The sequence below is a fragment of the Chromohalobacter nigrandesensis genome (assembly GCF_023061285.1).
In the GTDB taxonomy this organism is placed as follows: Bacteria; Pseudomonadota; Gammaproteobacteria; order Pseudomonadales; family Halomonadaceae; genus Chromohalobacter; species Chromohalobacter nigrandesensis.
Window position 1 is genome coordinate 136900 of sequence record NZ_JAKGAM010000004.1, and the last position, 24698, is coordinate 161597.

Below are 24698 nucleotides of genomic sequence, written 5' to 3' on the forward strand. Positions count from 1 at the left end.
GGGTTCCCTTACCCCTCGGCCTCTTTCGGCAACTAAAAAGGTATTACATGTTTGTGCTCGATTCTCGTCAGGCGCGCCGCTTGATGGGGTGGCTCGTGAGTTTCCATATCATCGTTATCGCGGCGAGCAATTACCTGGTGCAATTGCCGTTTTCGATGTTCGGTGTGCACACCACCTGGGGAGCGTTCAGCTTTCCGTTCATCTTTCTCGCCACGGACTTGACCGTGCGTCTGTTCGGAAAAAGCCGGGCACGAACGACCATCGCGCGCGTCATGCTGCCCGCTTTGCTGATTTCCTACGTGGTCTCGGTACTGTTTCAGGATGGTGCCTTCCAGGGAGTCTCGGCGCTGGGGGATTGGAACCTGTTCGTAGGGCGTATCGCCTTGGCGAGTTTCATGGCCTATGTGCTGGGACAGTTGCTGGACATTCACGTCTTCGATCGGATGCGGCGGCTGCGCGCCTGGTGGGTGGCACCAGCGTTTTCGACGCTATTGGGCAACCTGGCCGATACCTTCGCGTTTTTCGCCATCGCCTTCTGGAATGGGCCCAATGACTTCATGAGCGCGCACTGGGTCGAAATCGCCTGGGTGGATTATGCCATCAAGCTGAGTGTCAGCCTGGCTTTCTTCCTGCCGTTGTATGGCGTGCTGCTGGCGGCGGTGACGCGCCGCCTGGCACATGTCGCTGATGACTCCGAAGAGGTGCCGGGACGCAATGCCTGAAACGCCTCTGGTATCATGCCGGCATACTTGAATGGCTGACGAGGCAAATTGTGGAATTACATCATGTCGATACCGGTGGCGCCGGGCGCCCGCTGGTGGTGTTGCACGGCTTGTTCGGAAGCGCCGACAACTGGCGTTCGCATATCAAACGCTGGCAGGAAAGCCGCCGCGTGATCGCCGTCGATCTACGCAACCATGGAAAATCGCCTCATGAAGTCGGCATGGGCTATGCCGCCCAGGCGGCGGACGTCGAGGCCTTGCTGGAGCGTCTGGAGATCGACAACTGCGATCTGCTGGGTCACTCGATGGGCGGCAAGGTGGCCATCACGTTGGCGCGTCAAGCGCCTGAGCGCGTTGCGCGCTTGATCGTCGCCGACATCGCGCCGATTGCTTACGAGCACGGACACGAAGCGATCTTCAAGGCTATGCGTGCGGTCGAGCGGCAGCCGCCTTCGGATCGCAAGGAAGCCGATCGGATCATGGCGGAATTCGTCGAGACCCCGGCGACGCGGCAGTTCCTGGCGACCAATCTGGTTCGTGGCGAGGATGACACGCTGGTGTGGCGCGTGGGACTCGACGAGATTGAAGAAGACTACGCCCATATCGTCGCAGTGCCGGATGGTGAAGGCACCTATACGGGGCCGACATTGGTACTGCGTGGCGAGCGTTCCGATTACGTTGACGACGATGCCTTGCCGGCGGTCGAGTCGGTGTTGCCGGAGGCGCGTGTCGAGACCGTTCCCGATGCCGGGCATTGGTTGCATGCTGAACAACCCGAGGCATTTCGGGAGGCCCTGGCACGCTTTTTAACGCCGTGAAATAGCGTGCCGGCCACCTGCGAGAAACGTTCCCCCGCATGGCCGGCGGCATTGGGGTCAAGGCTGGCTGAGATCGACAGCGAGACGCGACAGCGGGCTCTTGGCCTTGATCTGGCCACGCTCGAGCAGAAACGACTCGAAGGCCTCGTAACGCTGGCCGTCGAGGGCCGCAGGCCGCAAGGCGAAGCGCGGGATGGTGTTGTACCAGGCTTTCTCGTTGACCGGCGTGTCCAGCGCCGGATCGGAGGCTTTGAAGGCTTCCCAGCCCTTATCGGGATGATTGATGATCCACGCCGTGGCTTCCTCGATGGCGGCCATGAGACGGGTATAGGCATCGCGATGTGCATCCAGGGTGTCGCGATTGGCGATGAAGATCAGTTCATCGTAGGTGGGCACGCCTTCCTCCTCGATATAGAAGGCGCGCCCCTTGACGCCTTCCTGCGCCATCTGGGCCAGTTCGAAGTTGCGAAACGCACCGGTGACGGCATCGACTTTTTCGCCGATGAGTGCCGGTGTCAGCGCGAAGTTGACGTTGACCATCTCGACGTCATCCGGCGCTACGCCATTGTGCTCGAGCATGGTATTGAGCAGCACTTCCTCGACGCCGCCTACCGAATAGCCGATGCTTTTGCCGGCCAGGTCTTTCATGCTTTCGATATCGCTGTCGGCGCGCACCAGCGTGATGTTGAGGGGCGTTGCGATCAGCGTGCCCACGCGTACCAACGGCAAGCCCTGATCGACTTGTAGATGCAACTGAGGTTGGTAGCTGATAGCCATGTCGATCTTGCCGGCGGCAACCAGCTTGGGAGGGACGCTGGGATCGGCGGGTGAAATCAATTCCACGTCGAGTCCGTGACGTTCGAAGATGCCGCGTTGCTGGGCGATGACCAGAGGGGCGTGAGATGGGTTGGTGTACCAGTCGAGCATGACCTTCAGAGATGTCGTCTCCGAGGTGTCGTCGTCATCTGTGGCCCATGTCGGGCCGGGAGCGATCAATGCCAGCGCAAGGCATGCTCCCATGAGGCGTCGAGTCAAACGTAGCATGTGATGTTCTCCTGCGGATCCCCGCTCGTTGAAGCGTGGCGGGCATTATCGTTATCGCCGTGAAAGGCGGTGTATGGAACGTTGCCACGCGATAGCGTGCGCTGTCCCTTGGGTGGTTGTCAGCTAGTGGCGCCGGTACGGTCTTCGTGCCAGGGCATGAGGCGTCGCATCACGGCATCGGTGGTGAAGTAGAGCGCGACCCCGAAGGTGACGAGAATCAGTAGGGCGGCAAACATCAGGTCGACCTGCATGCGCGCGTTGGCATCGAGCATCAAGTAGCCCAGGCCTTGGCTCGAACCGACCCATTCGCCGATCACCGCGCCGATGGGGGCGGCGCTGGCGGCCATGCGCATACCCGACGCCAGCGCCGGCAAGGCGGCGGGCAGTTGGATGCGCAACAGTCGGCGTCGACGGTTGGCCCCTAGTGTCTGGGCTAGGTCCAGCCATCCTTGAGGCGTCTGGCGCAGGCCGTCGTAGCATGTCGAGGCGACCGGGAAATAAATGATCAACGTGGCCATGACGATTTTCGCGGTCATCCCGTAGCCTAGCCATAGCATGAGAATGGGTGCGAGGGCGAACAAGGGCACGGCTTGGCTGATCAGCAGGATCGGCAGCAAGGTACGTCGCAAGCCGTGAAAGCGTGCCAGGGCCAACGCGGTGCCTAGTCCGCTTAGGCACCCGATGAGCAGCCCCGCGACGATCTCGATCACCGTGATACCGGCATGATGCCACAACAGTTGCTGATGCGCCGCGAACGCTTGCATGACGGCCAGCGGTGAGGGCAGTACATAGCCGGGAACACCGGTGATGACGACGAGTGCTTGCCAAAGCCCGAGTAGGGAGAGAATCCCTAAAAAAGCGGGCCAGAAACGCTTGAGTATGCTCATGAGACGCTCCCCTCGGGATCGCCATGGGGCGCATGGAGGCGCGCCACCAACTGCGATTGCATGCGTTGCACGTCGGGGGCATCGAGGGCACGCGGACGTTGCCCGTCGGGAACCTCGAAGTCGCGCAACGAGGCCGGCTGGCCGCCGAGTATCAGGATATGATCGCTCAGGCGCAGGGCTTCGAGGGGATCGTGCGTGACTAATAATACGGTGCGACCGGCCAGCAGGCGCGCGGCGAGCTCATGCAGTTCCAGACGCGTAATGGCGTCGACGGCGGAAAAGGGCTCGTCCATCAATACCACCGGCGCATCCTCGAAAAGCGTGCGCGCCAACGCTACTCGCTGTCGTTGCCCGCCGGAGAGCGTCTTGGGCCATTGTTCGGCCTTGTCGCTTAGGCCGACGTCGTCGAGCAGGGCCATGGCGCGTTGACGTTGCGCCGCCGTGGGGCGCCCGCGCAGCGCAGGACCGAGCAGTACGTTGTCGATGACCTTGCGCCAGGGAAGCAACTGATCCTGTTGGGCCATCCACGCCAGGCGGCCGGCCAACGGGCGCTGATCCCCGGTGGAGAGGGCCAAATCATGGGTATCGGGAATGGGCAGGTCGGCGATCATGCGTAGCAAGGAGCTTTTGCCACTGCCACTACGGCCGAGCAGCCCCGTCCAACTGCCGGGTGCGAAGTCGGCCGAAAGGCCATCGAATAGCCATTGCCCCGAGAAGGCGAGCCGTGCCTGGGACAGTGAAAAACCGAGGGACGTCATCAATGCTCCATGAATGGGGCGAAGGACGTGCCGACGGCACGCTCTGGTATTTCCTCCGCCGGTGCTAGCCGGGTCAGGTTCCAGGGTTGCGCGTGGCGCTCTCAGCCCATTGCGTGGTGGGCACCCCTATCCAGAGACGGTTATTGTATCCTGATACGATGGTGACTGCCCAGTCGTGCAGGGGTCGCCGTCTCGTTATCCCTTGGGCTGTCAGGAGTGTGCATGTATCCCGATCCCGCATTGACGCATCGCGTCGAGGTCTTCACCGGTCATGCGCTTGCCCCGTTGCCACTGGCCTGGGATGACAGCGCCAACTGGCTGTGGTGTACATGCAATGAAGCGCCGCAGTTGCTCAAGCTGGCACGTACGTATCCCGCTCGGGACCCATTCTGGCAGGGGATGGAGCGACTCTTCGGTTTCGATCGTTGGCGCTGCCCCGAGGCACTGACGCGTTTGGCCGGTGCCTTGCCGACACATTTGCCTCTGCCGCCATTACCCTTGACGTATCTGGGCGCGCTGCACCAGACGCCGCTCTGGAGCCTGCCCTGGAGCGATGGTACGTCGGCCCGGATGGGAGAAGCGTTCGCTGAACTTTTGGGGAGTCAGTTGGGGTATCTGCATCGCGAAATGGTGTCGGGCTGGGGGCATCCTCTGGAGACGGTCTGGCCGCTCTCGCAGTGGCCGCGCCGGGCGCACGATTTTTTGAGGCACCACCCACGTTGCGCCGATTGGCAGACGCTGCCCGATTTTCCCGTGCCGTCACGCGCGGTGTGGTGCCTGCCCGATTTGCGTGCCGATCAGTTCCTGTGCGGCGCCACCGGTTGGCTATGGAGTGATTGGGAGGCGCTGGTATGGGCGCCGCTCGAGTTCGATCTATGCGTGGCCGAACTGCTGATGACTGGATCCGCTGAGCGAGATGCTTTTGTCACTGCCTACCGACGGCAGTCGCCGGATGTCGCGCTTGGCGAATACCGCATGGGAATGCGCGCGCTTATCTGGGCCATGCGGTTACAGGGCGATATCGACTGGCATATCTTGAAATCGCAGCCCGCCTGGTTGATGTAGGTAGCAGCATGGATCGTCGGAACATGGCATACTAGGTCCTTGAATTCAGGGAGATAGTCGTTAGTCGTGGATACCATCAACAGCCTTTTTTTATTTTCAGGGTTCCTGATCGCGTTGAGCATCGTGGCGAGCCGTGTCTCGTCGCGCATCGGCGTGCCGCTGCTGGTGCTGTTCCTTGGGTTGGGCATGATGGCCGGCGAGGAAGGCGTGCTGGGCATCGAGTTCGACGACTATTCGCTTGCCTACCTGATCGGGCATCTGGCGCTGGCGATGATCCTTCTCGACGGCGGCTTGCGCACGCGACTCAAGACGTTCCGCGTGGGGCTCAGGCCGGCGCTTTCCCTGGCGACATTGGGAGTCTTCGTGACCAGCGGGCTCGTCGGCCTGTTTGCGACCTGGATATTCGATCTTTCCCTGGTGGAAGGTTTGCTGGTCGGTGCGATTGTGGGCTCCACGGACGCTGCCGCAGTCTTTTCGATGCTCAGCGGTCAGGGTGTGACGCTCAACGAACGAGTGGGCGCGACGCTGGAGATCGAGTCGGGCACCAACGATCCGATGGCGATTTTCTTGACGATTACCCTGGCTGAAGTGCTGGTAAACGGTACCAGCGGTGTCTGGCATACGCTGATGACGTTCGTCTCGCAGTTCGGGCTGGGCTTGTTGTTCGGGGTCGGGGGTGGCTGGTTGGCGGCCAAGCTGCTGCGCTGGCTCGACCTGGCGTCGGGGCTTTATTCACTATTGGCGCTGGCGTTGGGCTTTTTAATCTTCGGTTTGGCCAGCGCGACTGGCGGTAGCGGTTTTCTGGCGATTTATCTGGCGGGCTTGATGATCGGCAACCAGCCGGGGCGGCATCTCACGCATATTCTGCCGGTTCACGATGGGTTGGCGTGGTTGAGCCAGATCGGGCTTTTCCTGGTGCTAGGATTGTTGGTGACGCCCAGCGAAATGATCGATTACGCCGTGCCGGGGGCTGTCTTGGCGTTAGGCTTGATCTTTGTGGCGCGCCCGTTGGCCGTGCTGGTAGCGCTCAAGCCATTCTTCAGTTTTCGCTGGCGAGAGCTTGGTTTCATTTCCTGGGTGGGCTTGCGCGGTGCAGTGCCTATCGTGCTGGCCATTTTTCCGGTGATTGCCGGTGTCGAGAATGCGACGCTGTATTTCAACGTCGCCTTCTTCGTGGTGCTGATGTCGCTATTGATGCAGGGTGCCTCCTTGGCGAGGATAGCGCGTTGGATGCGCGTCGAAGTACCCGCTGGCACAACGCCCAATCGTCGCGGCGCGTTGGGCGTGCTACCGGAAAACGATTATGAAATGTTCGTCTACAAGGTCGAGAACGAAGCGCTCGAGGATGTGCCTATTCGCTTGTTGCGTTTCCCGTCGGGGGCCTTGATTTCCGGTCTGTTTCGCAAGCACACCATGCTGCATGCCAAAGGCAGCACGCGGCTGAAACTTGGCGATGTCATTTGCGTCATCGGGCGCAGTGAGGATCTGCCGGCGCTCAATCGCTTGTTCAACGGAGATGCCACGCTCAAGCGTGAGCGCGCCTTCTTCGGTACCTTTACACTGGATGGTGAAGCCATCATGAGCGACGTGGCGGATGCCTATGGACTGACCCTGAGCGCAGGGGAGCAGAACATGACTCTGGGCGAGTTCGTGTCGCTGCGCGTCGGTGGTCATCCCGTGGTGGGGGACGATGTCGATTGGCATGGCTTTCACTGGGTCGTCAGCGCGGTAGAAGGCAATCGGATAACAAGGGTCGGTTTGAGGCTTTATCACTGAGCCAGAGAAGTGAATTCAATAGCGCGTAGCGCGTTATCTTGTTCTACGCTGAATCGACTGTTTTGTCCTGCGGAGTTTGACATGTCCATGCCCCACCGGCGCCTTTATCGTTGTCGCGCTTGTCAGGTCGAAGTGTTCATCCAGGCAACGCGACGGCCGCTGGAAGCAAGGTGTCCGGAATGCGAAGCGCGTGACTTCGAGAGCGTCGAGATGGCCGGGCCGCATCGGCGTGCCAGCGTCGATGAGCTGCTGGCGAAAGCACTGGAGCGAGAGGGTATCGACTCGCGTTATGATCTTCGGCACGTTGAAAAGCCGACGTTTCGCGATATTTAATCGATCCGCGTGGTGTTCTTCAGTCGATAAGGAGCCGTTTGCGTGATTCAACGGCACGATCCCAATGAGCACGGCCGCGATTTCATCGTCGGTGATATACACGGCCAACTGGCGTTGCTTCATGACAAGTTGAGTGGGGTCGGTTTCGACCGTCAACGAGATAGGCTGTTCAGCGTCGGGGATTTGATCGATCGTGGTGCCGAGAGCCTCCAGTGTTTGTCTCTCGCCCTCGAGCCTTGGTTTTACGCCGTGCGTGGCAATCATGAAATGCTGGCGCATGACGCGTTGCTGGGCGAGGAAAGGGGCAGTCTTAAAACGCGTGATGCCTGGATGATCAACGGCGGTACCTGGGCCCTGGAAGCGGGGTTGGCCGAGGTGCAGATGTTGCTCCAGCACGTCTTGCCATGCATGCCCTATGCGCGCGAAATATCAGTCGCCGGTAAGCGTCTCGGTATCGTTCACGCCGAACCACCCGCGGACTGGCGGAATGTCGCGACGCCTTCGCAGGAACTGCTCTGGGGAAGAACGCGCATCCGACGTGGCGACGAGACGCCGGTCAGGGGTATCGATGCCGTGGTGGTGGGGCATACTATTGTGGAGCGCCCTATATGTCTGGGGAACGTCCACTACATCGACACCGGCGCCTTCACCACGGGAAGGCTGACGCTCATCGAAGCCCGCACCCTGTTGAGCGGTATCGAATCGTCGCCGTTGTAACCACGCGATGTAACATCCCGAACGAAAACGCCCCGAGACCAGTAAGTTACTGAAACTCGGGGCGTTAAGATGTAATGGCGGAGGGACAGGGATTCGAACCCTGGGAAGGCGCAAACCTTCGCCGGTTTTCAAGACCGGTGCATTCAACCGCTCTGCCATCCCTCCGGCTTACGGCGGTGTATACTACCAGCATTTACTGAGTCGTCAAGACTTTTGTGCTTTCAATGAGTTAAAACAACGCCGGGGCGTTGAATATCCATCTTGCAGTGGGAACTCAAGCGGGGCATCCTAGGTCTTACAAATGTTTTCAGCGCCACCGAGGAGAGAAATCCCATGGCATATCGTACTTCTCAGATTGCTGACCAGCAGACGACGCGGTCGGAAATCAGTACCAACAAGGTGTTGCGCAACACCTATATGCTCCTGGCCATGACGCTGTTGTTCTCCGCCGTGATGGCGGGAACCGCGATGGCCATGGGCATCGGGCAGATGAATATCTTCATCTTCATGATTGGTGCCTACGGCTTGATGTTCCTGGTTCATAAGACCGCGAATTCGGCGGCGGGCATTTTGTCGATCTTCGCTTTCACGGGCTTCATGGGCTTCACGTTGGGGCCGATGTTGAGCCTCTACCTGTCAATGCCCAATGGCGCGCAACTGGTGATGACGGCGCTGGGGATGACGGGCGCGACGTTCATCGGGCTATCGGCCGTGGCCTTGATTACCCGCAAGGATTTCAGCTTTTTGGGTAACTTCATGATCGCCGGGGCGATCGTGCTGGTGCTGGCGATGGTCGCAGCGATGATCTTCAATATCACCGCTTTGGCGCTGGCCGTCTCAGCAGGCTTCGTGCTGTTCTCTTCGGCGGCGATTCTGTATCAGACCAGTGAGATCATCCATCGCGCAGGGGAAACCAACTACATCTTGGCGACCATTACCCTGTTCGTGTCGATCTACAACCTGTTCATTAGCCTGTTGTCCCTTCTTGGGTTCATGTCTAACGACTGATTCGGCACGTGGCGCGACTGCGCGCCTGTTTGGCAAAGGCCCGCACCTCGAAAGGTGCGGGCCTTTTACGTAGGGCATTTTCATCCTCGCCAGAGTTGCAGCAGAGGCTCGGCGAACCCATGCCAGCGGGTGTAGAAAATCGCGCGGCGTCGGGTGTTGGCGATATCTTCGGTGTCGAAAATGTCATGCCAAAGATGCGGGTCATGCCGAAGGCGCGCCAGGCAGCCTATCTCGCACTTGGGCGTTGAGCACGAGAAGGCCACTCTATCGCCATGGGTGATCGACAGCGTGGATGAGCAGGTCGTTTCGGTCGGCGCCAGCGACGCTGGCGGACGTTTAGTCGGGGAAAGCAGGGCAACGCTCATGATCGTAACCTCCACGAATCAGCAGGTGTGCCGGTACATTACGACACAGACACTTTCAATTTAGCTGGATTTCGTAACGGCTAAAGAGGATTCGCACAAACCCTGACGGCGCTCATATGAGTCGCGTCTGTTGCGGTGCGGCATAAAAAAAAGCCGCCTAGAAAGGCGGCCAAAGTTTGGGGATATCAACAGATCAGTATCGCTAGCTAAAGATGTGCTATACGTTAGCTTGTTAAAAATATACTCGCTAACATGGTTGGCGTCAATGATTGTCTGACTCGATGGCGCGTGGTGCTTCCAATGATTTGCCTGACCTCGCTACGTCGAGGACAATAGCGCTATTCACTATGTCCGTGATGGGAGACTCTCGATGCGTTACGCCTTACTCGTGCTAGGAGGTCCGTATAGCCATCAGGCCGCGCACTCTGCATTGCGTTTCGCGCATGCCGCCATCGCACGGGGGCATCGTGTCGGTACGGTGTTCTTCTATCACGATGGGGTCTATAACGCTGCGCACTTCGCGGCGCCGCCGCAGGACGAGCCGCATCTCGTCGATGCCTGGCGTGAGTTACAGCGCACGCAGGGAACCGTCTTGCAGGTCTGCGTGGCGGCGGCACTGCGTCGTGGGTTGCTCGATGCCCGCGAAGCCGAGCGTCACGGCAAGAGCGGGGCAAGTCTCGAATCTCCCTTCGAGTTGACGGGGCTGGGTCAGTTGCTCGATATCGGCCAGACACACGAGCGGCTGATCACCTTCGCGCCCTGAATAAGGCGTCGCTCATTCATGTCACGGGGAATTGTCATGTCCGAGATAACCGAGGCATCGCACGGCGATCTTCTGGTGATGCTACGCCATGCGCCGCACGGCGGTTTATGGCTACGCGAGGCCCTCGATCTAGCATTGGTGGGCGCGGCCTTCGGTCAGTCCGTGTCGTTGTTGCTGATGGGAGATGGCGTCTGGGCATTGCTCCAGGGCCAAGGCTCGGGGCCGCTGGGGCAGAAGGGCTCCCAAAGCACCTTCGAGATGCTGGAGATGTATGATATCGAGCGTTTATATGTCGATGTCGACTCGCTCGCGGCGCGTGGGCTGACTCGCGACGATTTGCTCTTGCCGGTGATTGAAGTGTCGACGCCGGAACTGTCGACGGTGCTTGCCGGTCACCGTCAAATCTTCAATTTCTAAACGTTGCCCGTACCGAATGCTAGCTGGGTAGCGCTGTGAGGAGACACCTGCGAATGTTGTTGCACTTGCTCAATCGTGCCCCGAGTTCGAGCTCCGTTCATCAGGACGTACTGCGCGCGATGGGGGAGGAAGATGGCTTGATGCTGATCGAAGATGGCGTGTTTGGCGCGGTGAGTGCACAGGTACAACATTTTCCCGGTCTGGAAGGTCGCCTGTTCGCCCTGCGCGAGGATCTGGAGTCGCGCGGTCTGGCGGGGCGCTGCGATGCCCGCGTGATCATCGTCGACATGGATGGTTTCGTGGCACTGACCGAGGAAGCGCAACGCACGGTGAGCTGGTTCTGATGGCGACCACGCAAGCGACACGCTATATCACGGTGGAAGGCCATGACATCGGGCTCGATCCCGAAGGGTTCGTGGTCGATCTGACGGCCTGGACGCCGGCCGTGGCCGAGGCGCTGGCCGCCGAGGACGGGCGCGAACTGACGCCTGAACACTGGGAGGTTCTCGAGGTATTGCGGGACTTCTACGCACGCTATGAGAACGCCCCGGCGATGCGGCCCCTGGTCAAGGCTGTCGGCCAGGCGCTGGGGCCCGATAAAGGCCGCTCCCTGCACTTGATGCGGTTGTTTCCCGATAGTCCTGCCAAGGTGGGGGCGCGCCTGGCGGGATTGCCCAAGCCGACCAATTGTCTTTAAGAACTGTTTTTAAGAACTCTCTTTAAGAATGGTCTCTACGAACCGTCTTCAAGAACTCTCTCTAGGTCTTCGATGAATTTTCTTGCGCATGGCTGGCTGGCACGTGGTGGCAACGACGCCTTCTTGTACGGCAACTTGATTGCCGATGGCGTCAAGGGTGACCCTGACGGCGACTGGCTAGCGGAGATCGCGCGGGGCATTCGTCATCATCGTCGCGTGGATGCCTGGGTCGACGACCATGCCGTGATACGTGGCGTGCGTGAACGTGCACCGCGTCCCCAGCGGCGTGTCGTGGGCATCGCGCTGGATTTGGTGTGGGACCATTTCGTGGCGCGCGACCATGCCGATGCGATGCTGATCCGGCGTTGCTATCGGGTACTCCAGGCCCAGGGGCGAGCCCCCAATCGCTTGGCACCAATGATTCCTGCTCTTATCGAAGACGACTGGTTGAGTCGTTACGCTGACTTCGATTTCACCTGCCAGGCGATCGTAGGCCTCGGGCGCCGTCTAAGCGGCCCCAATCGCCTGGCGGAACTGGTGCCCTGGCTGCGCGCCGACTACCCCACGCTGGAGCATGATTTTCAGCGACTCTGGCCGGCGCTCAATCAGGCGTTGAGCGCTGACTAGGCCTTGTCTTCAGTGGCATTAGTCCGTCAGCCACAGGCACTCTACGCGCTCGCCTTCGTGGAGGGTGGTGTGCTCGGGTACCACCGCGAGGGCATCGGCCTCGAGGCACGAGGACAGCACCGCCGAGTTCTGGTCGGCGAAGGCGTGGGCGACGATGCCATCGGCGGTGAACTCGAGCCCCACACGCATGTAGTGGCGACGCGCCTGCGTATGTGTGGTGAAGGCTGCGCGCGCCCACAGGCGGGGCAGCGCGGCCATGCGCGGACAACCCAACAGGGCGCCCATGAGGGGGCGGAGATACACCCAGGCGCCGACGAAGCAGGACACAGGATTGCCGGGCAGGCCCACCAGTCGCGCCTGGCCGATGCGTCCCAGTGCCAATGGCTTGCCGGGGCGCATGGCCAACTGCCATAGATCCAACTGACCCAATGATTCCAGCGCGTGCTTGACGTGGTCTTCTTCGCCGACGCTGACGCCGCCGGTGGTGACGATGACATCGGCGCGCTCGGCGGCCTCGTGCAACAGGCGCTGGGTCGTCGCGAAGTCGTCGGGCACGTGTTTGCGCATGACCAACTCGGCGCCGAAGCGCTCGAGCAGGCGCGAGAGCATGGGCCGGTTGGAGTTATGAATCTGCCCCGCTGCGAGCGGTTGACCGGGGTCGACGATTTCATCGCCGGTGGAGAGCAGCGCCACGCGCGGGCGACGATACACGTCGACCTGCGTGATGCCCTGGCCGGCCAGGTGCCCCAGGGCGGCTGCCTCCAGCCGAGTGCCCGCTTCCAGAAGTGGGGTGCCGGCTTCTACGTCGCGGCCACGGCGACGCAGGTTATCGCCCAGCGTGATGTCGCCGGGAATATGCGCCTGGGCGTCTTGCGTCTCCACGCGTTCCTGCATCACGACCGTGTCGGCGCCTGGAGGCATCTCGCCACCGGTGAAGATGCGTACACAGGTGCCCGGTGCCAGCGGTTCGGGCGCGTGGCCGGCGGCGATGCGCTGGCTGACGGGCAACCACCGGCCGGTATCGGCATGGCGTAGTGCATAGCCATCCATGGCGCTGTTATCGGCGGGCGGCACGTCGAGGCGGGCGGTGACCGACTCGGCCAGCACGCGGCCCGCCGCCGCCTCGCAATCGATGCGTTCGATATCTCCCGCCTTCACGTCTTTCAACAACGCCTCCAGCGCGCGCTCGACGCTTTGCAGCTCAGCCATGCTGACCTCTCCCGGGAATCACCAGGTTGGCGAAGTTGCACGGCTGATGGCGGCTGTCGAGTTGTTCGTGAAGGATGCCGTCCCAGGCGCTACGGCAGGCGCCGGTGGAGCCGGGCAGACAGAACACCACGGTGGCGTTGGCCAGGCCGCCGAGGCAGCGGCTCTGCACGGTGGAACTGCCGATTTCCTGCCACGACAGATGGCGAAACAGCTCGCCGAAACCTTCGATGTGCTTGTCGAGCAGCACTTCGACCGCCTCGGGAGTGGAGTCACGCCCGGTGAAGCCGGTGCCGCCGGTGGTGACGATGACCTGGACGCTTTCGTCGGCGATCCACTGAGCGACGAGCGCACGGATACGATAGACATCATCGACGACGATGCGCTTGTCGGCGAGTTCATGTCCATCGCGTTCCAGGCGTTCCACCAGCGCGTTGCCCGAACGGTCGGTTTCCTCCGTGCGGGTATCGGAGACGGTCAGCACGGCGATCTTGAGGGGAACGAACGCGGCCTCGCTCATGCGTGTGTATCCTTCTTGCGCTGCTGACGGGCATCCAACGCTTCGAGCTGTTCAGGGGTGGCAGGTGCCTGATAGAGCTCTTTCCATTCGCTGTAGGGCATGCCGTAGACGTACTCTCGGGCGGTCTCGTAGTCGAGCTCGATACCCCGCTCGCTGGCGGCGGCCACCAGCCATTTGGAGAGGCAGTTACGGCAGAAGTCGGCCAGGATCATCAGGTCGATGTTCTGCACGTCCTTGTTGGCGTCCAGATGGTCGAGCAACTGGCGGAAAGCGGCCGCCTCGATCTCGGTGCGCGTGTCAGCGTCGATATGTTGCATGGGAGGGCCTCCTCGCTGGGCATGTCATTATGGAATGGTTCTAGGCATTGTCCGGAAAGTGCCTAGCATAACAAAGAGCGACACCGCCCGGGGGCGGTGTCGTCTCGAACGCAAGTGCTAGTTGGGTCGGTGTGCCGTCGCTGTGTCATCGCCGACGGGCGGGTCGCTTTGCTGGGGTTGTCCGGCGTTGTCCTTGACCTCCTCGTACCACAGGTTGTGGTGCTGCTTGGCCCAGGTTTCGTCGACATAGCCGGTCGCCATGCCTTCCAGCGCGCCTTCGGTGCCCAGAGTGCCGATATAGATGTGCCCGAGCGCCACGGTCATCAGGATCAACGATGTCACACCGTGGAACATGTTGGCCCACTGCATGTTGTCGCGGGTTTGCCCGAAGATCGGAAAATCGAGCACCAGGCCACTGATCACGACCAGCAGGCCGACACTGGCAAGTATCCAGAACCAGGCTTTTTCGCCCGCATTGGCAAAGCCGGCATCGGGATGTTTGTCGCCCACCATGCCGCCACCTTGCTTGAACCACTCCCAGTCATGCTTCTTGGGTAGATTGACCTTGAGCCACTTGGCGAGGATGACGATCAGCAGGATGCCGAAGACAGGCCCCGCATAGTTGTGGATCAGCTTGGAGCCCATGATCATGTTGGCCCAGAAAACATCGCCGAAGATGTGCCGGAAGACGAACTTGCCATACAGCAGGTTCAGCCCGGTCAGCGATAGGGCGATGAACAACGTTGCCACGGTCCAGTGCAATGAGCGCTCGAAGACCGTCCAGCGCAGGATCTTGCGTCCCGTGCGCTCATGGTCGAGATCGTTGCGCCCGACGATCAGATAGAAGATTATCAGGATCGCCAGCATGCCGCCGATGGCGATCAGGCCGGCGGGCGATATCCACTCGTTACGGATCTGACGCCAGGTCTCGCCGCTGGGGTTGATCAGGTTGTAGGTCGAGTCATAGCGTGAGTCGACGAAGTTCTCGCCGCTTTTGACCTGCCGCCAGGTGTCGGCGTCCACGGTGCCGACTGCCTGTCCTATTTCCTCGTCGGGTTCAGCCGCCGATGAGGGTGGGGCCAGGCTGGCGGCCAACACCGCCAGCAATAGCACCACACCGACCATACGCAGCCGCCACAGGCATTGCATGAGTGTGTGCATGAGCTTTCTCCTCACCCTTCACGTGTGGCGCGGGTGGCGTCGTAGGCCATCTCGTCGAGATTGCCCGAGACATCCGGACCCGACATCTGTGCTTTTTCCACCGATGACCAGCCGCCATCTTCATGACCGCGATAGACCACACGCTCACGAAAGATATCGGAAATGGTCTGGGCATCACCGGCCAGCAGCGCCTTGGTGGAACACATCTCGGCGCACAGCGGGAGCTTGCCTTCAGCGATACGGTTGGCGCCGTACTTCTCGTATTCTTCTTCTTTGGTCTCGGCGGGGCCGCCGGCACAGAAGGTGCACTTGTCCATCTTGCCACGTTCGCCGAAGGCTTCTTCCTTGGGAAACTGCGGTGCGCCGAAAGGGCAGGCGTAGAGGCAGTAACCGCAACCGATGCAGATGTCCTTGTCGTGCAGAACGATGCCGTCATCGGTCTTGTAGAAGCAGTCGGTGGGGCATACCGCCATGCACGGCGCGTCGTCGCAGTGCATGCAGGCCACCGAGATCGAGACCTCGGAGGGTTTGCCGTCGTCCAGGGTCACCACGCGGCGACGCTGGATGCCCCAGTCGGTTTCGTTGGCGTTCTTGCAGGCCGTGACGCAGCCGTTGCATTCGATGCAGCGTTCGGCGTCGCATAAAAATTTCATTTGAGCCATGGTGTTCTCCTCTGGCCGGCGAGGTACGCGACCTCACCGGCGTTTCAAGCATCGTCGATCAGGCGGAGGCTTTCTCGATCCGACATAGCGTACATTTGGTTTCCTGCATCTGTGTCACTATGTCGTAGCCATAAGTGGTCGCGGTATTGGCGGCCTCGCCGAGTACATAGGGTTGTGCGCCTTCGGGGTACTTGTCCGCCAGGCTTTCACCTTGGTAGATACCACCGAAATGGAAGGGCATGAACGCCACGTCACGGGCCACGCGCGGCGTCACCATGGCTTTGACCTTGACCTTGCCGCCCTCGGGGCCGTGAACCCAGACCATGTCATCGTTCTTGATGCCCAGGTCGTTGGCCTGTGCCGGATTGATCTCGACGAACATCTCCTGCTGTAGCTCGGCGAGCCATGACATGGAGCGAGTTTCTTCGCCACCGCCTTCGTACTCGACCAGGCGTCCCGAGGTCAGGATGATCGGGAAATCCTGGCTGAAGTCCTGTTCCTGAATCGAGCGATAGAGCGTCGGCAGACGATAGAATGACGCCACGTCGTCCCAGGTTGGATATTCCTCCACCAAGTCGCGCCGGCTGGTATAAAGCGGCTCGCGATGCTTGGGCACCTCGTCGGGGAAGGTCCATACCCGGCAGCGTGCCTTGGCGTTGCCGAAGGGCGCGCAGCCATGCTCGATCGCCACGCGTTGAATACCGCCGGACAGATCGGTTTTCCAATTCTTGCCTTCCGCAGCGGTCTTTTCTTCGGCGGTAAGATCGTCCCACCAGCCCAGGTCCTTGAGCATGTCGGCGGTGAACTCGGGATAGCCGTCGTTGAGTTCGGAACCCTCGCTCGCAACCCCGTCGGCAAGCAGATCTTCGCCGTCGTGTTCGACGCCGAAGCGGGCCCGGAACGTGAGCCCCCCTTCTTTAACGGACTTGCTCATATCGTAGAGCAGAGGCGTGCCGGGATGGTTGAACTCGGGCGTCCCCCAGCAAGGCCAAGGCAAGCCATAGAAGTCACCATTGGCGGGGCCGCCTTCCGCTTTCAGCGTATCGAAATTGAAGGTGTGCCAATTCTGCTGGTGCTCCTTGAGGCGTTCGGGACTTTGCCCGGTATAGCCCACGGTCCACATGCCCGCGTTGATCTCGCGCAGTACATCCTCGATTACCGGACGGCCGTCTTCGATGGCGTAGTTGCGCGTGAATTCATCGCCGAAGCCGAGTTTCTTCGCCATGAGATACATGATCTCGTGATCGGGCTTGGAGTCGAACATCGGTTCGACGACCTGGTCGCGCCATTGCAGGGAGCGGTTGGTCGAGGTCACGCTGCCGGTTGTTTCGAACTGGGTCGCAGCGGGCAGCAGATACACGCCGTCCGTGCGGTCGTTCATCACGGCGGCGACGGTGGGATAGGGATCGACCACGACCATCAATTCGAGCTGACTCATGGCCTTTTTCATTTCCGGACCACGGGTCTGCGAGTTGACCGCATGTCCCCAGTAGAACATCGCCTTGAGGTTGGTGCGCTGGGCGATATCCTCGTCGTTTTCCAGAACCCCATCGACCCAACGCGAGACGGTGATGCCATTGGAGTTCATGGGCAAGCTACCGTTATATTCGCTCTGATCGAAACGCTTCTTGATCCACTCGTAATCGACATCCCATATCTTGGCCCAGTGCTTCCATGCGCCTTCGGTCAGACCGTAATACCCAGGGAGTGAATGCGACATCAACCCTAGATCGGTAGCGCCCTGCACGTTGTCGTGGCCACGGAAGATGTTGGCCCCGCCACCGGAAACACCGATATTACCCAGTGCCAGCTCGAGAATGCAGTACGCGCGGGTGTTGTTGTTGCCGGTGGTGTGCTGGGTACCGCCCATGCACCACACCACGCAGCCGGGACGATTCTCGCTGATGCGCTTGGCGACGTCGTACATGTCGGCCTCGCTGACGCCGGTAATGCGCTCAACGACGTCCGGAGGGAACTCGGCAACTTCGCGACGCACTTCTTCCATGCCGAAGACGCGCTGATTGATGTACTCCTGATCTTCCCAGCCATTGTCGAAGATATGCCAGAGCAGGCCCCAGATGTAGGCCACATCGGACCCCGGCCGCAGGCGGACGTACTTGTTGGCCTTGGCGGCGGTGCGCGTGAAGCGCGGGTCGACGACGATGACCTGCGCGTGGCTACGCTCCTTGGCACGCAGGATGTGCTGCATGGCCACCGGGTGTGCTTCGCTGGGGTTGGAGCCGATGAACAGAATCGACTTGCTGAAGTGCATGTCGTTGAGCGAATTGGTCATCGCCCCGTAGCCCCAGGTATTGGCCACGCCGGCGACGGTGGTGGAGTGGCAGATGCGTGCCTGGTGATCGGTATTGTTGGTACCCCACAAGGCTGCCAGCTTGCGCATCAGGTAGGCTTGTTCGTTGCTGAACTTGGCCGATCCCAGCCAGTAGACGCTGTCCGGGCCGTGCTGTTCGTTCAGCTCCAGCACCTTGTCACCGATCTCCTCGATGGCCTGATCCCATTCGAGGCGCTGCCATTTGCCGTCGACCAGCTTCATCGGGTATTTCAGGCGCCGCGTGGAATGGCCGTGTTCACGTAGCGAAGCGCCCTTGGCGCAATGCGCACCCCGATTGATCGGGTGGTCGAACGCGGGCTCCTGCTTGGTCCAGACCCCCTCTTGCACCTCGGCGTAGACGCCGCACCCCACCGAGCAGTGGGAGCAGACGGTGCGTTTGGTTTCGACGGGAGCATCGGAATACGCCGTTTTTTCCTTGGCGTTGGCGGCCTGCATCATGCCATGGCCCATGAAGCCGGCGGCGGCGAGACCACCCGTCGCCACGCCGCTGCGCTGCAGGAATTGCCGGCGGCTGATGCCCAGCCCACCCTGGCTGGCGGGTTGGGAGGATTTTCGAGTCAATCGCATGGTTATGTCCTCAGTTCCGGTTCTCTCGACCGTTTAGTTAGTCGCGCAAGGTGGCGTAGAACGCCTTGACGTGTTCGGTTTCGCGATACGTCGTTTCGTCGGCATCGGCGGCGTCTTCTCCTTCATCCGACTGTGCCTGCGCCAGGGTGACATGGCCGACGGCCATCGCCGCACCCGCAGCGACCGTGCCCAGTCCGATGTTGCGCAAGAAGTGACGCCGGGCGGGGTTGTTCGACGTTTTATCGTGAGACTCTTTCATGGGGCGACTCCTGTGGTCACTGCGCACCGTGATACGTCATTGGTGCAGGTCATGAGTGGGTGTCCCCTTCACTAAGCTGCGTCCCGCTGAGTGTCGAGGGGGAGGGCGAAAACGTGACGACCTGCGCGTCGGGATCGCTTTGCAGTTGGTTATCCTCGCGGGAGAGAAAGGCCTCTCCTAGTGATCCGACGCTGGCATAGAACGGGTCTTCGACCTGGGCCAGGTCACGCATGAAACGTAGCGCCCAAGGGCTCAGGTGACGCTTGAAGAAGACTGCCTGTGTCTCGGCCTGAGACTCGATGAGCATGGCCATGACTTCGCACATCGCCGAGAAATGATCCTCCGGTTCCTTGACGTGCGCGGCGCGCTCGAAGCCCAGGTGCTTGAGGTCATGGCGCAACGCCACCAAGGGCATTTCCATCAGCGAGCCGGTCAGGTACCAGGAAGCATATGGCACGAGCTGGCCCTGGATTACCCCGACCAGCAAACCGAAATGTACGTCGTGCAGCGTTTCGGGATGCGCGTGTTGGGCGGCCAGTGACAACGAGGCCCAGTGGCGCTTGAGTGCCGAGTTCTCGTCGTCGGGTTCGAGTGCGGCGAGAAAGTCGAGCAGCTCGGCGTTGGGCGCCTCGCGGACCAGGCGGGCCAGCAATAGATAGACATCGGCACGCAGGGCGTTACGCTCCTCGAGCGCCGCAGTCAGCGATGCCGGGGAATGATGGGTATCGCTATGCTCGGGTGTCGTCATGGTCATACCTTGAGCTGAGCGTTGGGGTCGCGCGCCATGTCGTGCCAGATATCCTTGACGCGGCAGTCTTCGCACATTTCCAGGCGCTTGATGGCGTCGCCGGCAAAATACGGGTGATCGGCGAGTTTCTGCTTGATCGAGGCGATGGTGCTGGCGGTCGCGAACGGCTTGCCGCAGCTGATGCATTCGAACGGCGCTTCTTCCTTGACTGTCGCAACCTGGTTGCGGGTCTCGGGAGCGGCCATGAACCCGGGATGCAGGGCAATGACCTGTTCGGGGCATGCGGTTTCGCACAGCCCGCACTGCACACAGGCACTTTCCTGAAGCTGCAGCGCCGGTGACTGGCCGGGACTGCTCAGTGCTTGTGTGGGGCAAACGGCGACGCAGGCCATGCACAGCGTGCAGTGGTCGGTGTCGATAGCCAGCGTGCCGAAGGGAGCACCTTCAGGCATGGCTATGCGCTCTTCACTGGGCGTGCCCCTTGCCGCGAGAAAGTCGAGGATGTCGTTGAGAGCTTCACGCTTGCCGTGCGGGCGCGGCGCTTCCAGGCGTTCGCCGAGGGGCGGCACGATCGGCAGTGCATCGCGTATGGCGGTATTGCCTGCATCGATCAGGCTCAGGCGTCGGGGATCGTGTCCCAATGATTCGAGCAGGGTAATGGCCTGTGCATGCTGGTCGTGTACCAGGTGCGCCAAAGAGGGCGGCAGGGCGTCATGCATGACGATGCGGACTTCGGCAGCGCCGCGTGCAATGGCGCCGAGCCAATGGTCGAGCCCTGCTGCGCCGAGTTCCTCCAGTGGCACGTCAAGGACATGTCCCGCTGCCTCGGTGGTTTCGCTGGCCTGCGTCTCTTGATCCAGAAAGCGTACCACGGCGGTATCGCCACCTTCGGTGTGGTAGGTAGCAAGCAGGCGCGCGATGTAATCGTCGAGGCGCTCGGGCGTAGGCAAGGCGTAGCGAATGGCGCCGGTGGGGCAGACGCTGGTGCAACTGCCCGCGCCGTGACAACGAAACGGGTCGATGACGATTTCCTGCTTGACGCTCGAGATGGCATCGGCGGGGCAGACATCGAGACAGCGGGTACAGCCGCTTTGGCCACGCCCGGCATGCGCGCATAAATCACTTTCGATCTGAAAATAGCGCGGTTTTTCGAATTCGCCGATGCACGCTTGAAGATCCTGAACGGCCTGCTCGAGGGGTGTCGCTTGTGTGACGCGGTGGTACCCCGGCGGCGGCAATTCGTACTGCAACAGCGCCGGTGTGCCGAGATCGAGAATGGCATCGAAATGATCACGCCCGAGGCTGGCCTGTGAAAGGGACTCGCCGCCATCACGGGAGGTCAGATGGAATGCGCCCAGATAACCTTCCAGGTGGGGGTGGGCGCAGGCGATATAGCGCACATCGGCGCTATTCGGCGCAGTGTCATGATCATGCGGTAATGCGGATTGCGTCGTGACCAGTGTGATACTGGCGAGTTCGCTGTCCGTGAGTACCTTGGCAGCACGTTGCAAGGCCTCTGCCGGCCCTACAATGGCGACATGGCCGTGGCTGACGTAGCTCACGGTGGGCGGGGCGAGGTTCTGCGGCCATGAAACCTGCTGCAGGGCAGCTTCACGGGCGGCTACATTACGAGCGTCGCCGTTCAGCGCGCGCGTATCGATGAATTGGGGCATGTCACCTCATCAACTTGTCGGTCTTGCCACGGGGCTTTGAAGCTTGTCGTGCCAATCGTGTGGCATCTCGTCGCGGTCTTCGCCGGACTTTATATGATGTTACTACTTGCAGGTAAGGTTCCCATTCCTGCCGCAAACGAAGGGCTTGCCAGGTAAGATACGGGAGCGTTTGGGCGGTATTGATAACCTCGGTGGGTCAACTTGACGCACCCGAGCGGTCGTGTGGGTCATTTGGCGCCTCTTCTTCGGACAGGCCTGTCTCGTTCGGCTGGTCTGTCTGCACCGCTTCAGATGCGTCGTCCGTATCCTCGTCGGGGGACGTGTCGGATGGTAGCGTCTTCGCGTCGTCATGCTGTTCCGAGTCTTGGGGCTCCGGCTCTTGTGCCTGGCGCAGCCATTGGCGCATCCGTGCACTGACCTCGGGCATCATACGTCTCAATTGCGAATAATCCTCGTCGTAATCGTCGAGACCGTCGCGCACATTGTAGTTGCCGACCTTGAACATGCGGCGTAGGGCGCGGCGTTTGAGGAGTTCGCTGACCTCGGGCAGCATGAAAGCTCGGAAGTCGTCACCGGCACCGAGTCGTTCCGGCTCGGGGAGTTGCTCATCGAGTGGGCGCTGCGGGTCGTAACCGGGAATCAAAGCTGCGGCGCGTGATGATGTTTCGTTCGCTTCGCTCGGGGCCGTCGCTTGTGTTTGCTCGGGTAGGGACGCAGGTGTTTCTTCGCTCGGCGTCTCGGGCGACGGCTCATTGCCATGCTCGCGTTTGCGCTGTGACCAGCGTTGCATGAAGCTCATGACATCACTCCTGACTGGCGCGTCCGGCGCCGGCACGTTTCTTCTTTCGCCCAGCTTCGACACGTTCACCATGGCGCGCCAGATAGGCCTCGATCCAAGCCTGGATCGCCAAGGGCATGGGGGTGTCGAGGACCTGGGTGTCACCATCCATCCAGTTCGCCGCGACCTCTTGGCTGGCGGTCAGTTCGCGCGGCGCGGGGCCGTCGTCGGTCGACTCGCAGCGCACGAACAGGCAAGGGTGCTGGGAGTTCAAGTTGAAACGATAGGCTGTACGCTCGGTGAGAAAGAGCGTCAGCGGCAGGACGTGAGGGCCGCGATCATGGCACCCCATGTCGGCAATGTACCAGGCCAGGGACGTGAAGCCCTTGACCATCTGGCGCTGGAACGCCAGCTCGAAGCTTAAATGTCTCAGGTTGTCGTCGGCTGCCATCGCGGTTGCCTCCCTGTGAGATGAAACATGGCACGCTGTATCTCCATCATATAGCAAGCCGCGTGCCTGATAGTCCGGAAAATAGGACATTGCTGCATATTTCCCTTGGGCATGCGTGTCGCGCTTTGGGTATCCTGTCGCCACAATAAGGGAGGTGAGCATGTCCAATGTAGTGCTGAGTCGGGCGCGGATGCCGACAACACTCGAGATTTCAGTGACCGATGAATATGGCCAACGCCGACAACAGGCGATCGCCGCCGAGCGTGCCTTGACGGTGTACTTGAATCGTCAGGAGATCGTCACCTTGATGACGCTGGGGTCCGAGCCGGAAGCGCTGGTGCTGGGTTACCTGCGCAACCAGGGGCTCCTGGTGCGCGCCGAGGACGTCGAGGCGCTGCAGGTCGACTGGGACGTGGAGGCCGCCGCCGTCGTGACGCGTGCCTTGCCCGAAGATCTTGACGCGCGCCTGGCCCAGCGAACCGTGACGACTGGCTGCGGACAGGGGACGGTCTTCGGGCGCTTGCTCGATGCTACCGATCTGCGCCCCTTGCCCTGTGAGCCGTTATCTCAGGCGGTGCTGTATCGCATGCTCGACAATCTGGGGCAGTTCAACGAGACCTATCGCAATGCCGGGGCCGTGCATGGCTGCGCGCTATGTCGTCAGGATCGCGTGCTGGGGTTCGTGGAAGACGTGGGACGTCATAATGCGGTGGACACGCTGGCCGGTCGCCAATGGCTGGCGGCACTGGACGAAGGCACGCCGGAAGACGCCGAGCTGGCCACGGCGGATATTTTCTACACCACGGGACGGCTGACGTCGGAAATGGTGCTCAAGGTCGCGCAGATGGGAATCAGCGTGCTGGTCTCGCGCTCGGGCATGACACAGAAGGGCGTGGAACTGGCGCAGCGTTTCGGTGTGTTGCTGGTAGCGCGTGCCAAGGGACGTCATTTCCAGGTCGTCGACGAACAGGCACGCCTGGTACTGGATGCCATGCCGGCGCCCCGCCCGGGGGACAAAAAGGCGTCTCGACATAAGGGCACCTCATGAGCGATTCATCCTCCAGCGATTCATCCTCCACGTCGCCGTTTCTCAACGTGCATCAGGTCGCCGAGCTGCTGCATCTCAACGAGAAGAAGATTTACCAGTTGGCCAGCGATGGTGCTATCCCCTCCACCAAGGTGACCGGCAAATGGCTATTTCCCCGGCGCCTGGTCGAGCAGTGGATTCTGGAGTCCTGCCACCATGGCGTGCTGGCCGATCGTCTGATGGTGACCGGCAGTGACGACCCGTTGCTCTCGGCATTGATCATGCGACTCAATCAGCAGCAGCAGGGGCATGCCTTCTATGGCTATAGCGTGACCGGGACACAACTGGGCTTGTCGCTGCTCTCGCAAGGTCGCGCCGATGTGTGTGCCATTCACTGGGGGCGTGCCGAGGAAAGCGAGTTGCGCCATCCCGCCCTGGTGAGAAGTCAAAGCGGCTATCGTCACTGGGTGCTGGTACGCCTGTTCCGCCGCAGTCAGGGGCTGATCATTCGCTCGGAGGACCGTCACCAGCCGCATGATCCCTCGGGGCTCTTCGGCGCCAATCGGCGTTGGGCGATCCGTCAAGAGGGCGCCGGGTCGCAGCGCTTCCTCAAGGAATGGTTGGCGGGCCATCAGTTGCGACTCGACCAGCTCAATACCCAGGTAGTTGCGTATAGCGAGCGCGAGGTCGCCTCGCTCATTGCGCGTCACGAGGCCGACATCGGCCCGGGTACGCTGTCGGCGGCCAATGAATTTGGCCTGGGCTTCATCCCCATCACCGAAGAAGCGTTCGACCTGGTGACACCGCGCAACGTGTATTTTCGGTCGCTGTTGCAGCAGATGTTCGATTATCTACACAGTGCTGCCGGCTTGACCCTGGCCCAGTCTCTGGGCGGCTACACACTCGATGAATGCGGCAAGTTGTTGTGGCGGGGCGACGACGTTCAGCATACCTAGCCTTATCATCACCGCTTATCCTC

General features: G+C 60.9%; 29 protein-coding genes and 1 tRNA gene. 14 read left to right on the forward strand and 16 right to left on the reverse strand.

The genetic code is table 11. The annotated features are described in order from the left end of the window. Window positions 1-47: 47 nt before the first annotated feature. Both L1073_RS07455 and L1073_RS07460 read left to right on the forward strand, forming a co-directional pair. Window positions 48-722, forward strand: coding sequence for a 7-cyano-7-deazaguanine/7-aminomethyl-7-deazaguanine transporter (locus tag L1073_RS07455; protein ID WP_246898070.1), 675 nt, complete (start codon window positions 48-50; stop codon window positions 720-722). Window positions 723-772: 50 nt separating this feature from the next. Further along, on the forward strand, window positions 773-1540 hold the full coding sequence (locus L1073_RS07460; RefSeq protein WP_246898072.1) for an alpha/beta fold hydrolase: 768 nt from the start codon (window positions 773-775) through the stop codon (window positions 1538-1540). 57 nt (window positions 1541-1597) lie between these two features. Here L1073_RS07460 and L1073_RS07465 read toward each other — a convergent pair whose 3' ends face one another. The 3 genes from L1073_RS07465 to L1073_RS07475 form a co-directional block, all read right to left on the reverse strand. Beyond that, complete coding sequence (locus L1073_RS07465; RefSeq protein WP_246898074.1) at window positions 1598-2584, reverse strand: ABC transporter substrate-binding protein; 987 nt, start codon at window positions 2582-2584, stop codon at window positions 1598-1600. A gap of 119 nt (window positions 2585-2703) precedes the next feature. Next, window positions 2704-3471: an ABC transporter permease gene (locus L1073_RS07470; protein ID WP_246898075.1), complete on the reverse strand. Its 768-nt coding sequence runs from the start codon at window positions 3469-3471 to the stop codon at window positions 2704-2706. Further along, the gene (locus L1073_RS07475) at window positions 3468-4229 is read right to left on the reverse strand and encodes an ABC transporter ATP-binding protein (RefSeq protein WP_246898077.1); all 762 of its coding nucleotides are present in this window, start codon (window positions 4227-4229) and stop codon (window positions 3468-3470) included. The genes L1073_RS07470 and L1073_RS07475 overlap by 4 nt, the downstream gene beginning before the upstream one ends. 222 nt (window positions 4230-4451) lie before the next feature. Here L1073_RS07475 and L1073_RS07480 point away from each other — a divergent pair, with 222 nt between their 5' ends. The 4 genes from L1073_RS07480 (at window position 4452) to L1073_RS07495 (ending at window position 8120) form a co-directional block, all read left to right on the forward strand. Beyond that, complete coding sequence (locus L1073_RS07480; RefSeq protein ID WP_246898078.1) at window positions 4452-5294, forward strand: hypothetical protein; 843 nt, start codon at window positions 4452-4454, stop codon at window positions 5292-5294. A 66-nt stretch (window positions 5295-5360) separates the two neighbouring features. Then, window positions 5361-7070 (forward strand): potassium/proton antiporter, encoded by a 1710-nt coding sequence (locus L1073_RS07485; protein ID WP_246898079.1) that lies wholly within the window; start codon window positions 5361-5363, stop codon window positions 7068-7070. Between the two features lie 81 nt (window positions 7071-7151). Beyond that, window positions 7152-7403, forward strand: coding sequence for a hypothetical protein (locus L1073_RS07490; protein WP_246898081.1), 252 nt, complete (start codon window positions 7152-7154; stop codon window positions 7401-7403). Window positions 7404-7445: 42 nt separating this feature from the next. Then, entirely contained in the window at window positions 7446-8120 is a 675-nt protein-coding gene (locus tag L1073_RS07495) for a metallophosphoesterase (protein ID WP_246898082.1), read from the forward strand. 75 nt (window positions 8121-8195) lie between these two features. On the opposite strand, the gene L1073_RS07500 is transcribed toward L1073_RS07495, so the two are convergent. Continuing rightward, window positions 8196-8285: transfer RNA gene (locus L1073_RS07500), tRNA-Ser, on the reverse strand. 168 nt (window positions 8286-8453) lie between these two features. Between L1073_RS07500 and L1073_RS07505 the strand changes: the two genes are divergently transcribed. Further along, window positions 8454-9128 (forward strand): Bax inhibitor-1/YccA family protein, encoded by a 675-nt coding sequence (locus L1073_RS07505; RefSeq protein ID WP_246898083.1) that lies wholly within the window; start codon window positions 8454-8456, stop codon window positions 9126-9128. An 80-nt stretch (window positions 9129-9208) separates the two neighbouring features. Here L1073_RS07505 and L1073_RS07510 read toward each other — a convergent pair whose 3' ends face one another. After that, the gene (locus L1073_RS07510; protein WP_246898085.1) at window positions 9209-9493 is read right to left on the reverse strand and encodes a hypothetical protein; all 285 of its coding nucleotides are present in this window, start codon (window positions 9491-9493) and stop codon (window positions 9209-9211) included. A gap of 370 nt (window positions 9494-9863) precedes the next feature. Between L1073_RS07510 and tusD the strand changes: the two genes are divergently transcribed. The 5 genes from tusD (at window position 9864) to L1073_RS07535 (ending at window position 11997) form a co-directional block, all read left to right on the forward strand. Next, window positions 9864-10256: a sulfurtransferase complex subunit TusD gene (gene tusD, locus L1073_RS07515; RefSeq protein WP_246898088.1), complete on the forward strand. Its 393-nt coding sequence runs from the start codon at window positions 9864-9866 to the stop codon at window positions 10254-10256. Between the two features lie 36 nt (window positions 10257-10292). Beyond that, window positions 10293-10673, forward strand: coding sequence for a sulfurtransferase complex subunit TusC (gene tusC / locus L1073_RS07520; RefSeq protein ID WP_246898090.1), 381 nt, complete (start codon window positions 10293-10295; stop codon window positions 10671-10673). Window positions 10674-10726: 53 nt separating this feature from the next. Then, on the forward strand, window positions 10727-11017 hold the full coding sequence (gene tusB, locus L1073_RS07525) for a sulfurtransferase complex subunit TusB (protein WP_246898092.1): 291 nt from the start codon (window positions 10727-10729) through the stop codon (window positions 11015-11017). Further along, the gene (locus tag L1073_RS07530; protein ID WP_246898093.1) at window positions 11017-11370 is read left to right on the forward strand and encodes a TusE/DsrC/DsvC family sulfur relay protein; all 354 of its coding nucleotides are present in this window, start codon (window positions 11017-11019) and stop codon (window positions 11368-11370) included. The genes tusB and L1073_RS07530 overlap by 1 nt, the downstream gene beginning before the upstream one ends. Window positions 11371-11442: 72 nt before the next feature. Next, a complete protein-coding gene (locus L1073_RS07535; protein ID WP_246898095.1) occupies window positions 11443-11997 on the forward strand; it encodes an acyl carrier protein phosphodiesterase in 555 nt (184 codons plus the stop codon). 18 nt (window positions 11998-12015) lie between these two features. Here the strand turns inward: L1073_RS07535 and L1073_RS07540 are convergent, their stop codons facing one another. The 11 genes from L1073_RS07540 to L1073_RS07590 form a co-directional block, all read right to left on the reverse strand. Further along, window positions 12016-13206 carry a molybdopterin molybdotransferase MoeA gene (locus L1073_RS07540; protein WP_246898096.1) on the reverse strand — a complete coding sequence of 397 codons (1191 nt, stop codon included), beginning with the start codon at window positions 13204-13206 and terminating at the stop codon, window positions 12016-12018. Beyond that, window positions 13199-13723: a molybdenum cofactor biosynthesis protein B gene (moaB, locus tag L1073_RS07545; RefSeq protein WP_246898098.1), complete on the reverse strand. Its 525-nt coding sequence runs from the start codon at window positions 13721-13723 to the stop codon at window positions 13199-13201. The genes L1073_RS07540 and moaB overlap by 8 nt, the downstream gene beginning before the upstream one ends. After that, the gene (locus L1073_RS07550; RefSeq protein WP_246898100.1) at window positions 13720-14040 is read right to left on the reverse strand and encodes a DUF1244 domain-containing protein; all 321 of its coding nucleotides are present in this window, start codon (window positions 14038-14040) and stop codon (window positions 13720-13722) included. The genes moaB and L1073_RS07550 overlap by 4 nt, the downstream gene beginning before the upstream one ends. Window positions 14041-14157: 117 nt before the next feature. Continuing rightward, window positions 14158-15201, reverse strand: a complete 1044-nt coding sequence (locus L1073_RS07555; protein WP_246898101.1) for a formate dehydrogenase subunit gamma — start codon at window positions 15199-15201, stop codon at window positions 14158-14160. Window positions 15202-15212: 11 nt separating this feature from the next. Beyond that, on the reverse strand, window positions 15213-15863 hold the full coding sequence (fdh3B, locus tag L1073_RS07560; protein WP_246898103.1) for a formate dehydrogenase FDH3 subunit beta: 651 nt from the start codon (window positions 15861-15863) through the stop codon (window positions 15213-15215). Window positions 15864-15921: 58 nt separating this feature from the next. Further along, entirely contained in the window at window positions 15922-18783 is a 2862-nt protein-coding gene (locus L1073_RS07565) for a formate dehydrogenase subunit alpha (protein WP_246898104.1), read from the reverse strand. A 37-nt stretch (window positions 18784-18820) separates the two neighbouring features. Continuing rightward, window positions 18821-19042, reverse strand: coding sequence for a twin-arginine translocation pathway signal (locus tag L1073_RS07570; RefSeq protein ID WP_246898105.1), 222 nt, complete (start codon window positions 19040-19042; stop codon window positions 18821-18823). A gap of 49 nt (window positions 19043-19091) precedes the next feature. Continuing rightward, entirely contained in the window at window positions 19092-19790 is a 699-nt protein-coding gene (locus L1073_RS07575) for a TorD/DmsD family molecular chaperone (RefSeq protein WP_246898107.1), read from the reverse strand. 2 nt (window positions 19791-19792) lie between these two features. After that, window positions 19793-21463, reverse strand: coding sequence for a 4Fe-4S binding protein (locus L1073_RS07580; protein ID WP_246898108.1), 1671 nt, complete (start codon window positions 21461-21463; stop codon window positions 19793-19795). Window positions 21464-21659: 196 nt separating this feature from the next. After that, window positions 21660-22262: a DUF3306 domain-containing protein gene (locus tag L1073_RS07585; protein ID WP_246898110.1), complete on the reverse strand. Its 603-nt coding sequence runs from the start codon at window positions 22260-22262 to the stop codon at window positions 21660-21662. Window positions 22263-22266: 4 nt separating this feature from the next. Further along, a complete protein-coding gene (locus L1073_RS07590) occupies window positions 22267-22692 on the reverse strand; it encodes a DUF3305 domain-containing protein (RefSeq protein ID WP_246898112.1) in 426 nt (141 codons plus the stop codon). A 160-nt stretch (window positions 22693-22852) separates the two neighbouring features. Here L1073_RS07590 and L1073_RS07595 point away from each other — a divergent pair, with 160 nt between their 5' ends. After that, window positions 22853-23740, forward strand: a complete 888-nt coding sequence (locus tag L1073_RS07595) for a formate dehydrogenase accessory sulfurtransferase FdhD (RefSeq protein ID WP_246898114.1) — start codon at window positions 22853-22855, stop codon at window positions 23738-23740. Beyond that, complete coding sequence (locus L1073_RS07600) at window positions 23737-24675, forward strand: helix-turn-helix transcriptional regulator (RefSeq protein ID WP_246898116.1); 939 nt, start codon at window positions 23737-23739, stop codon at window positions 24673-24675. Before L1073_RS07595 ends, L1073_RS07600 begins: the two co-directional genes overlap by 4 nt. Window positions 24676-24698 lie beyond the last annotated feature (23 nt).